The following is a 10632-nucleotide window of genomic DNA, read 5'->3' as shown; positions in this document are numbered from 1 at the left end:
TGGAGCGAGTAACTCCCACTCCTGCTCAGTGAGTTCATGACGACGTACCACGCCACCATGATCCACCATCTAGCGATCTTTGAAGACGGACCCTACTTCCCTCACACAGGTGAAGTCGATCTTGGACTCGGGCGTGTCCGCATGATCGCCCCGCAGCATGGGGGCGCCCCGGCAGTTCCGCCGAGGCGTCCCCAACTCCCTTTTCCGGAGAGTCCCGTGAAGCTGCGCACCTGGTCCCTCGCCGCCGCCCTCGCCCTGACCGCACTCGTCGTCCCCGCCCAGAGCGCCTCCGCACACGCGGCCGCCGCCCCGTCCTGTCCCGACGGCTCCGTCTGCTTCTGGAGCGGCGAGGGCTTCGGCGGCGACTACTGGGAGTGGACGGCCCGCAGCGGCTACCGCGACATGCCGCCGAACCTCCACGACAACGTCGGCTCCTTCGTCGCCTCCACCCGCGCCTGCTTCGTCAACTGGTCGCCGACCGAGAAGCGCGACGTCTTCAACGGCGACTGGCGCTCCCAGTACCGCGGCGACTTCGGGGGGCGGATCGACGGGGTGGGGGCGGGGGCCTGCTGAGCCCTGTTTCCCCTGTCCCGGGTGACCCACCGCACGACGGGTCACCCTCGGACGCCCGCTCCCGGCGTCGGCCTTCGCGGGCCGAGCCGAACGGCTAGGCGGTGGTCAGGCCCCGTATCAGTTCGGTCATACGGGAGGAGGGCGACACCCTCAACTCCCTTTGCAGGAGCCCTCGGTAGTCCAGGTAGTGCTTGACCGCACAGGCGATGTTGCCCTCAGCCGCGTGAACCTCGATGGCGATGCGATGAGCGGTCTCACGGTAGGGATCGACCGCGGTGGCGGCCAGCGCCGCCTGATGCGCCGCCAGGTACCGACCGACCGCGAGGAAGTGCTGGGCCAGGCGCTCCAGCGCGTAAAGACGCATCTGGTCCCACCGTTCACGTTCGAGTGCCAGCCATTCGTCGTCCCAGCCCAGCAGGAGCGGCCGGACCAGATGGGCGACGAGCCGATCGAGGTCGTCGAGATCCGCTTCCGCCCCTCTGTCGTCCTCCAGGAGCCGGCAGGCCGACCGCCAGGCATCGCGATAGTCGACGGAAAGGCACGGCGAGATCGCGAGGCGCTGCCCCTCGCTCTCCACAACGGCCCTCGGACCCGACTTCCGGCACTGACACAGTGCCGATCTGAGATTGGCCGCCGCCCGCATCGGCAGGCACTCCGGCCAAAGCCGCTCGGCGGCGGCCCTCCGGTGAATGCCGTCACCGTGCACCGCCAGAAGGGCGAACAGCCGCTGAGCGCCCGCCGGGACGGCGACCCTTCGCCCGCCGCGGATTAATTCGAATGAGCCCAGGATTTCGAGCCGCACTGAGTTCATCACAACCAACACTGTGCTGGCCGCGTTTTTCGACTGCAACCCGTGTCCCCCCATCGGACCAGGCACACCCTCATCTGCACAACATTCAACAAAACGACCCCTCAGGAGTAGAAGAATGAAATTCCAACATATAAAAAATACACCTTAAACGATCCGGAAACGCATCCGAGACGCCCCCCGAATGAAATTCGCACATTCCCTGGAATAACTCAGGAACGCCGGTGTGGGAAACCTGGCGTGTATCCGGAAGGGCACAGCAGCCGGGAAACGGAGGCTCGGATGGACGTCCGGTCGGTACTAGGTGGACTGCCTGGGGAAGCCACGCTCCTCGGCGACCCGGCGGTCCGTGTCGCCGTGCTCGACGGCCCGGTCGACTTCACGCATCCGTGTTTCGCGGGAGCGGATCTCAAGCGGCTGACGACTCTGGTGACGGACGCCGGCGGCACCGGTTCCATGTCGTTGCACGGCACGCATGTCACCAGCCTTCTCTTCGGACAGCCCGGATCGCCGGTGGCCGGACTCGTGCCGCGCTGCCGCGGCCTCCTCCTGCCGGTGTTCCGGGACTCCCCGGACGGACGTCCGTCCCGGGTGCCCCAACTCGACCTCGCGCGGGCCGTCGAACAGGCCGTGGAGGCGGGTGCGCACGTCATCAACATCAGTGGCGGTGAACGGAGCGCGGACGGCAGGGCCGAGGCCATGCTGGCGCGGGCGCTGCGCCTCTGCGAGGACAGCGGGGTCCTCGTGGTCGCGGCGGTCGGCAACGACGGGTGCGACTGTCTGCAGGCTCCGGCCGCCACGCCGTCCGTACTCGCCGTCGGAGCGACCGACGGCCACGGCGACGCCTTGGACATCAACAACTGGGGGGCCGCCTACCGCGCCAACGGCGTCCTGGCCCCCGGCCGGGACATCGCGGGCGCAGCCCCCGGCGGCCAAGTCGTGGCACTGACCGGCACCAGCTTCGCCACTCCGGTCGTCACCGGTGTCGCCGCACTGCTCGTGGCCCGGCAGATCGCCGAGGGCAGCAAGCCCGACCCGCTCGCCGCCGGCCGCGCCATCCTCGCTGCCGCGGACCGTCCGCCGTGCGGCCCGGACGACGCGCCGCGGTGCCGTCGGCTCCTCGGTGGCCGTCTCAACACCGCGCAGGCCTTCGACCTGATCAGCAAGGGGAGCCCGGTCGTCTCCCAGGCGACGCGGGGCGTCCCCGCCAACATCGCAGGCGAGCCCTTGACGCCGCGAGCGACACCCGCCGAATCGAAAGGAAGAGCCATCGTCATGGACACGAACGCCGTACACGCGCACGCCGGCGAAACCGCGGAGAGCATGTCCGCCGCCGCGGCCCTGCCCTCTGACACCGGCGCAACCCCCTCCACCGCGTCGAACCCGGCACCGACGCTCCCGCCGATGCCCCAGACGGCCCCGGCCATGGCTCCGCCGCCGGCCGAAGCGCCCGGCCAGGCCCTGCCGGCGCCACCGCCCGAGCCCGGCTCCCTGCCGCAGGGTTTCCGGCAGGCCGGCACGGAGACCGCGGGGTATCCCGGGCAGCCGACGGCACAGCCCATGACACAGCCGATACCCCAGGCGGCGGCCCAGGCGGCGGCCCAGTCCGCACCACAGCAGGCCCCACCGCCTCCTGCCGCGGCCCCCGCACCGATCGCGGCCGCCCCGGTGGAACAGGGGGTGCGCCCCTCCTGCCCGGACTGCGGCGGCACCTGCGGCGGACGTCCGAGCGCGGGCACCACGCCGAGCGCCGAGGGACGTCAGCTGATCTTCGCGATCGGCACGATCGGCTTCGACTACCAGACCGAGGCCCGCCGGGACAGCTTCCGCCAGCAGATGCCCGTCGTGACAATCCCGCCGGGGGACGGCCACCCGGAGCAAGAGCTCCCTCCGAACGTCTACGACCCCCGGCAGGTGCACGACTACCTGGCGAAGAACCCCTGGGCGTCCGACAAGCTCACCTGGACGCTGAACATGGACGCCACTCCGATCTATGCCCTCGAGGCGGAGGCATCGGCGGGCATGGACTGGACCAAACCGATCATCAGCGATCGCACGGCAGCGCCCGACACGGTGCGCGGCAACGCCGAGAAGGCCGTCAGTGAGCAGGGCACCGCGTTGGCGGACCTGGTCGAAGCCCTGTCGTACCCACCGGTCTCCACCGTCTACCGGACCTTCCGGGACGCGATCGTCGGCCAGATCCAGGACAAGAAGACCGATGCCTACGTCTCACGGGTCTCCATACCGGGCGTCCTGACCGGCCGGACGGTGCGCCTGTTCTCCGGCCAGGTCGTCCCGGTGATCGAGGTGAAGAGCCGCGGGCTCTACACCTGGAACGAGAACGTCTTCGTCGAGAACCTGGTGGCGGTCCTCACGAAGGACCCGCTGGACCCGCTCCCCAAGGGGCAGGCCCTCGACCCGGAGGCGCTGCGGCGCATACTCTTCGCCGTCCTGGACAAGATCTACTACCAGTTCCGCAACCTCGGGCAGAGCTCCGCGGACCGCGCGCTCAACTTCGCGGCCACCAACGCCTTCCTCGTCGGAAAAGAGATCGGGGACGTCGTTGCCCCGAACCGCCTCGCGGACCACCCGGGCAACGGGTCCAACCACCCCTACGCCCTGGACACCATCAGAGTGTCCAAGAGCCCGTTCTGCCGTACAGGTTCCGACTGCCAGGACGTCGTCTTCACCTTCTTCGACCCGGAGAACGACCGCAGGGCGAACGTGTCGCTGTTGTTCACCTGCGACGTCAGCGACGAGCTCCCCGTGACTCTCGCACCCGTTCACCACTTCATCGGCGGCTACTGACCGCCCGTCCCGCACACCAGGGAGACGTCATGCACAGGAAGACGGACAGTCCACGACTCACCGCTCCCGTCCAGGTTCCACCGGTTCACCGCGGCCCGGGTACGGCACCGGGCGACCAGGACACGGCCCGCGGCGCGGAAGCGGCCAGGTCGGCCTGCGCGGACCTGCCCGGCCCCGCCCGCAGTATGTGCCGGGCCCTGCAGAGCGGCTGAGCGGTCAGACGTCCGGCGGCAACCGTTCGCCGGGCCATCGCAGAGGTGAAAGGAGAGAAGGATGAACGACACGACATTCACCCGTGAGGAGAAGTCCCCGCGGCTCGCGGCACTGCAGACGCCGTTCCAGACGCCTGCGATCGACCGCGCCCCCACCACACCGCGAGGCTCCGACGGAGCCGACGCGAACGGCGTCGAGGCAAACATCAACCTCGGCGACATCCTGGGCACGGTGGCGAAGGTCCTGTTCTGAGGCGGCTCGCCCCGGCACCTCGGCCGTCGGTGGCGGGGCCGCCCGCACCGCCACCGACGGCCGGAACCGAAAGGACACCGACATGACGGAGAAGATCACGCGTCGTAGGAGCGCCCCGGCACCGGCCACGGCGCTGCGGACGCCCTATCAGACACCCGCCGTCGACCGGAACCCTGCCGCCGCGCGCGGCGACCGCGGCGACACCGACGGCATCGAGGCCAACCTGAGCTGGTCGGACATCCCCTGGCGGGCTCTGGGCCACGCGGCCAAGGGCGCGCTGGACGCCGTGCTCTAGGTCCGGCGCGCGGGCATTACCGCGCGGCAAGGACGCGGAAAGGACATCGCCATGAACAACGAATTCACACCGCGAGACCAAGGCACGGAACCGGTCACCGCGCTGCGGACGCCTTTCCAGGCGCCCGCTGTCGACCGTAGCCCCGCCGCGGGTCAGGGGTCAGAGGGCGACATCAGCGGCGTCGAGGCCGACTTCGGCTTCCTGCCCCTGCTCAGCCTGGCCGGCAAGGCGATCGGCGCGCTGGCGGGCTGAGACCGCAGGCCGGCGGCGCGGCCGACCCGGCCCGCCGCCGGTACGGCGGCGCTGAAAGGAGACCAGGATGAATGACGCGCCCAACCAGAAGAAGCCGCGGGCCCACCGTGGTGCGGCCAACCGCTCCGCCGCCCCGGGCGAGACCGCCGCCCCGCGCGCCCAGGGCAGGGACGACGAGCCCACGACAGCGCCCGGCGTGCAGCACGACCTCCCTATCCAGGGAGATGCCGTCAAGCGCGGGGTGGGGCTCTACCAGCCGTATCTGCAAAAGTCTGGCGTGTACGACGTAGTGGGCAAGCCAGGCGAGCAGGGTGAGTTCCTGGACGAGCCGCCGCCCTCCGAGGGGTACGGCTCCGACGCCGGAGACCCCGCTCCACTCACCGACCGGGACTCGCGCGGCTGGCACTGCCCGCCGGACGCGGACGGCCCCTGTGAGTGGGACGGCAGCGTCTGAGGTGCCGCACCGTGCCCCGGCGCACTCCCTGCTCCGCAGCGCAATCCGCGAGACATCGTGAAGAGGTGGGAACCATGGCCACAGTGGACACGTCGGCAACGGACGCGGCCTTGGGCGGGACTCCGCACGACCTGCGGCAGCAGCACGCCATGGCCGCGGCGCAGCGCTATCGGCAGTCGGCCGGGGCACGGGAGCGTGCCCAAGCACAGACCGCCCAGGGGGTGCCGTACCCCGACACGGTCCAGGCTCTGGCCGCCCGTGCCGAACGGATCCTCACCAGAAGCGGCATACCGCCCGCCGCTGCCGTCGCCGGCGTCCGCGCCGACCCCCTGGAGCTGCCCCAGGTCCACGAACGGATCATCGGCCTGTCCAACGAACTGCAGGCCGTGAGCTTTCTGCCCCGTGGGACCCGCGCTGCCGCCACGGTGGCCCGGATCTCCCTGCGCAGCAACGGCCGCGAACTGCCTCTCGGCACGGGCTTTCTGGTGTCGCCTCGGCTGTTGCTGACCAATCACCATGTGCTGCCCGACACGGACTCCGCCCGGTCCTGCTTCGTCGAGTTCAATGCCCAGGTCACCGCCGACAACGTGCCCGACACGGCCGTCCGTACGGAGTTCGACCCCGGCACGCTGTTCGTCGCGCACGAGCCGTTGGACTTCGCCCTGGTGGCAGTCGCCCCGGTCGACGGGAAAGCCCTGCCGGGTGACGTCTTCGGCTGGAACCGGCTCAGTGTCCAGACCGGCAAGTTGGTGGTCGGCGAGCTGGTGAACATCGTGGGGCATCCGAACGGCCGTCTGAAAGAGATCGCCCTCCGCGACAACAAGCTCCTGGTGCGGCTGGACGACTTCCTGCAGTACCAGACCGACACCGAACCGGGAAACTCCGGCTCTCCGGTCTTCAACGACCAGTGGGAGGTCGTGGCCCTGCACCACAGCGGGGTGCCCGAGACCGATCCGCAGGGGCACGTGCTGCGCAAGGACGGCAAGGTCTGGCAGCCGAGCGACGGAGACGACGCCGTCTCCTGGGTCGCCAACGAGGGAGTCCGCATCAGTTCCGTGCTGCGCCACCTGGCAGCCCTGCGGCCGGCCCCCGCCGAGCACGCTCTGCTGTCGGACATGGGGCCGGAGTCAGGTCTGGGCAGTCAACTGGCCCCCGATGGCATGCCGATCGCACCGGACGGGTCCTTGTGGAGCGGACCGCTGCCGCTCCGTACCTCGGCCGAGGCCGCGACGCCCACCACCGGACCGACGGCGCCCACCGCAGCTCTGGCTGCAGTGCGCCCTCGCGCCGGACTGCGCGGTCGGCCCGGCGCCTTCGGCGGCCACCGCAACATGGTCTTCCTGCACGGCAGAGGCCAGCAGGGGAAAGATCCCGAAGCACTGCGCCGCGAATGGGCGGCGGGGCTGAACAACGGCCTCACCCGGGCCGGCCGGGCCACGGTCGAGCCCGCCGACATCTGGTTCCCCTACTACGGCGACCGGCTCGCCGAACGCACGGGCGGGGAAACCGCCGTCGCCGCGGCCGCCGCGCTGCTCGACGGAGCGTCCGCCCCGTCGGCCGCCGAGGCGGTGGGAAGGCTCACCGCCGAGTCGACCCGGGATTCCGACGCGTACGGCCAGCTGCTCCGCGAAGCCGCGGTCAAGGTCGGCATGCAGGAGGAGGCGGACCCTACGGAGGGGGTGCCCGCGGCCTCGGAAGGACTCGACCAGCTGGTGGGGACGTTCCATCGCGCTCTCACCTGGCTGGCGGCGAGTACCGACGTCGACGAGTGGACCATCGCCACCGTCTTCGGCGACGTGAGCCGGTACCTGAGCGTCCCCGGTGTCCGCGACGCCGTGCTGGACACGGTGCTCGGCACGATGCCGGACCACGATGAACTGATTCTGGTCACGCACAGTCTCGGAACCGTGGTCGGCATGGATCTGCTCGACCGGTTGTCGAACGGAATCGACCGCGTCCTGCTCGTCACACTGGGCAGCCCGCTGGGCATGGACGCGGTCAACAGCCGACTCCTGACCGGCGCACCCCACCCGCCGCCGGGGGTGGACCGATGGGTGAACGCCTGGTGCCCGACGGACGCGGTCGCCATCGGCTGCCCGCTCGGCGATCCGCGGTGGGGCGAGCTCTCCCAGCCGGGCGTCACCAACGCGCAGGGCAGGGCGCACAACGTCACCGAGTATCTCGCCCACGCGACCGTCGCCGGGCCCATCGGCCAGGCGCTCTCCTGACAGCGGGGCAGGACCGAGGCCTGCTGTGTCGCCGCTAGTCCCCCAGATGCGTCGGCGCGAACATCCGCAGCAGCGCCGGGAGCACGACCACCGAGGGGCCCGGCGTGGCCAGGGCCTTGGCCAGGTCCGTCTCCAGGTTCTCCGGGGTCGTCCGCACCCCCGGCACCCCGAAGGACTCGGCGAGCGCCACGTAGTCGGGGCGGGACAGTTCCGTCGCCGTGGGCTTGCCGAAGGCGTCGGTCATGTACTCGCGGAGGATGCCGTAGCCGCCGTCGTCGACGATCAGCCAGGTGACCGGGAGGTCGTGCTGGCGTGCCGTCGCCAGTTCGGCGATGGAGTAGAGGGCGCCGCCGTCGCCGGAGACCGCGAGGACCGGGCGGGTCGGGTCGGCGGCGGCCGCGCCGAGGGCCGCCGGGAAGCCGTAGCCGAGGCCGCCGGCGCCCTGCGCGGAGTGCATGAGGTTCGGGGCATGGGCGTCGAAGGCCGACCAGGCCCAGTACGCCAGGATCGTCATGTCCCAGAAGGACGGGGAGCCGGCGGGGAGGGCGCGGCGGACGGACGCCAGCACCTCCTGTTCCAGGGTGAGTTCCTGGGCGGTGATGCGCTCCGAGACGCGCGAGAGCAGGTCTCGTACCCGGTCCGCCGCCTGGTCGTCCGCACGCGGGGTCACCGTCTCGAGGAGCGCCTGGAGTGCGAGCCGCGCGTCCGCGTGGATGCCCAGCGCCGGGTGGTTGGACTCCAGTTTGCCGAGGTCCGCCTCGATCTGGATCACCCGGCCGCGCGGCTTGAACGTGTGGTAGTTGGAGGAGAGTTCGCCCAGGCCCGAGCCGACCACGAGAAGGACGTCGGCGTCCTCCAGGAAGTCCGTGGTGTGGCGGTCCTCCAGCCAGGACTGGAGGGACAGCGGGTGGTGCCAGGGGAACGCGCCCTTGCCGCCGTAGGTGGTGACGACCGGGGCGTTCAGCGTCTCCGCCAGCTGCCGCAGCTTCCCCGCGGCGTCCGACCGTACGACCCCGCCGCCCGCGATGACCGCCGGGCGGGCGGCCCGGGACAGCAGGTCGGCCGCCACGGCGGTCAGTTCGGGGCGCGGGGGGAGTTCGTCGGGGGTCGCGTCGACCGCCGTCACCACCGGGACGGACGTCTCGGCGAGCAGCACGTCCTGCGGGATCTCCACCCACACCGGGCCGTGCGGGGCGGTCAGCGCCGACTTCCAGGCCGCCGCGAGCGCGGACGGGATCTGCGACTGGGTGCGGACGGTGTGGACCGACTTCACCACGCCCCGGAAGGAGGCCGCCTGGTCCGGGAGTTCGTGCAGGTAGCCGTGACGGCCGCCGCCCAGGCCCGCGGTGGGGATCTGGCTGCTGATCGCGAGGACGGGCGCGGAGGCGGAGGCCGCCTCGTGCAGCGCGGCCAGCGAGGTCAGCGCACCGGGGCCGGTGGAAAGGAGCAGCGGGGCCGCCTCGCCGGTGATCCTGCCGTACGCGTCCGCCGCGAAGCCCGCGTTGTTCTCCACCCGCAGGCCGACATAGCGCAGGGCGGAGCGGCGCAGGGCGTCGAACATGCCGAGGGCGTGCTGGCCGGGCAGCCCGAAGACGGTGGTCGCGCCGAGCCCGGCCAGGGTCTCCACGACCAGGTCTCCGCCGTTGCGGCCGGCGGGCGGGTTGAGGGCTGCGGCCGTCTGCGCCTCGGTCGGGCGGAGCACCAGGTCGTGGTCGTGGGTCACTTGGAGCGCGCCTCGGCAATCTGTCGGGTCATGATCGTGGTCAGTTCGTACGCCGTGTGCGAGGCCGCCACCGAGGTGATCTCGGCGTGGTCGTACGCGGGGGCCACCTCGACGACGTCCGCCGAGACGAGGTTGCACGCGGCCAGGCCGCGCAGGATCTCCAGCAGCTCCCTGGACGTCATACCACCCGCCTCGGGGGTGCCGGTGCCCGGGGCGTGGGCGGGGTCCAGACAGTCGATGTCGATCGAGATGTAGAGGGGGCGGTCGCCGATGCGCTGCCGCAGCTGGTCGGCCACCTCGTCGGCGCCCCGGCGGTAGATGTCCGCCGAGGTCACGATGCCGAAGCCCATCTTCTCGTCGTCGGTCAGGTCCTGCTTGCCGTAGAGCGGGCCGCGGGTGCCGACGTGCGAGAGGGCCGAGGTGTCCAGGATGCCCTCCTCCACCGCCCGGCGGAACGGGGTGCCGTGCGTGTACTCGGCGCCGAAGTAGGTGTCCCAGGTGTCGAGGTGGGCGTCGAAGTGGAGGAGGGCGACCGGGCCGTGCCGCTTCGCGACCGACCGCAGCAGGGGCAGCGCGATGGTGTGGTCGCCGCCCAGGGTCATCAGGCGGGCGCCGGTGCCGAGGAGGTCGTCGGCGGCGGCCTCGATCGTCTCGACCGCCTCGTTGATGTTGAAGGGGTTGACGGCGATGTCGCCGCCGTCCGCGACCTGGGCGAGGGCGAACGGAGAAGCGTCCTGCGCCGGGTTGTAGGGGCGCAGCAGCCGGGACGCCTCGCGGATGGCGTTGCCGCCGAAGCGGGCGCCGGGCCGGTACGAGACGCCCGAGTCGAACGGCACGCCCACCACGGCGACGTCGGCGCGGCCGACCTCGTCGAGCCGGGGCAGCCGGGCGAAGGTCGCGGGACCGGCGTACCGCGGTGTACGGGAGGAGTCGACGGGGCCGCGGGGCGTCTCGTTGCTGCTCATGAGGGTGCTGCCTTCTTCCTGCGCTTCGTCGCGTACGTACCGCTATGCACTGCTTCCGGCT

General features: G+C 71.2%; 10 protein-coding genes. 7 read left to right on the top strand and 3 right to left on the bottom strand.

What is annotated here, in order from left to right:
• The first annotated feature begins 216 nt into the window (after positions 1-216).
• Complete coding sequence (locus ACFY6U_RS29265; RefSeq protein WP_351493963.1) at positions 217-573, top strand: peptidase inhibitor family I36 protein; 357 nt, start codon at positions 217-219, stop codon at positions 571-573.
• Positions 574-667: 94 nt separating this feature from the next.
• Here the strand turns inward: ACFY6U_RS29265 and ACFY6U_RS29260 are convergent, their stop codons facing one another.
• Positions 668-1384 (bottom strand): BTAD domain-containing putative transcriptional regulator, encoded by a 717-nt coding sequence (locus ACFY6U_RS29260; RefSeq protein ID WP_390042982.1) that lies wholly within the window; start codon positions 1382-1384, stop codon positions 668-670.
• Between the two features lie 279 nt (positions 1385-1663).
• Between ACFY6U_RS29260 and ACFY6U_RS29255 the strand changes: the two genes are divergently transcribed.
• From ACFY6U_RS29255 to ACFY6U_RS29230, 6 genes are all read left to right on the top strand, one after another.
• Positions 1664-4189, top strand: a complete 2526-nt coding sequence (locus ACFY6U_RS29255) for a S8 family serine peptidase (RefSeq protein WP_390042958.1) — start codon at positions 1664-1666, stop codon at positions 4187-4189.
• Between the two features lie 273 nt (positions 4190-4462).
• Positions 4463-4654: a hypothetical protein gene (locus ACFY6U_RS29250; RefSeq protein WP_390042956.1), complete on the top strand. Its 192-nt coding sequence runs from the start codon at positions 4463-4465 to the stop codon at positions 4652-4654.
• An 82-nt stretch (positions 4655-4736) separates the two neighbouring features.
• Positions 4737-4949, top strand: coding sequence for a hypothetical protein (locus ACFY6U_RS29245; protein WP_390042954.1), 213 nt, complete (start codon positions 4737-4739; stop codon positions 4947-4949).
• 51 nt (positions 4950-5000) lie between these two features.
• A complete protein-coding gene (locus ACFY6U_RS29240) occupies positions 5001-5201 on the top strand; it encodes a hypothetical protein (protein ID WP_390042952.1) in 201 nt (66 codons plus the stop codon).
• Positions 5202-5268: 67 nt separating this feature from the next.
• Positions 5269-5655, top strand: a complete 387-nt coding sequence (locus tag ACFY6U_RS29235; RefSeq protein ID WP_390042950.1) for a hypothetical protein — start codon at positions 5269-5271, stop codon at positions 5653-5655.
• Between the two features lie 74 nt (positions 5656-5729).
• Complete coding sequence (locus tag ACFY6U_RS29230) at positions 5730-7883, top strand: trypsin-like serine peptidase (protein ID WP_390042948.1); 2154 nt, start codon at positions 5730-5732, stop codon at positions 7881-7883.
• A 34-nt stretch (positions 7884-7917) separates the two neighbouring features.
• Here the strand turns inward: ACFY6U_RS29230 and ACFY6U_RS29225 are convergent, their stop codons facing one another.
• Together ACFY6U_RS29225 and speB are read right to left on the bottom strand one after the other, a co-directional pair.
• The gene (locus tag ACFY6U_RS29225; RefSeq protein ID WP_390042947.1) at positions 7918-9606 is read right to left on the bottom strand and encodes a thiamine pyrophosphate-binding protein; all 1689 of its coding nucleotides are present in this window, start codon (positions 9604-9606) and stop codon (positions 7918-7920) included.
• Positions 9603-10571, bottom strand: a complete 969-nt coding sequence (gene speB / locus ACFY6U_RS29220) for an agmatinase (protein ID WP_390042945.1) — start codon at positions 10569-10571, stop codon at positions 9603-9605. Before speB ends, ACFY6U_RS29225 begins: the two co-directional genes overlap by 4 nt.
• Positions 10572-10632 lie beyond the last annotated feature (61 nt).

This window comes from Streptomyces sp. NPDC013157, from assembly GCF_042899865.1.
Lineage (GTDB): Bacteria > Actinomycetota > Actinomycetes > Streptomycetales > Streptomycetaceae > Streptomyces.
The sequence above is the reverse complement of the archived record's forward strand: the minus strand, read 5'-3'. Positions and strand labels throughout refer to the sequence as shown.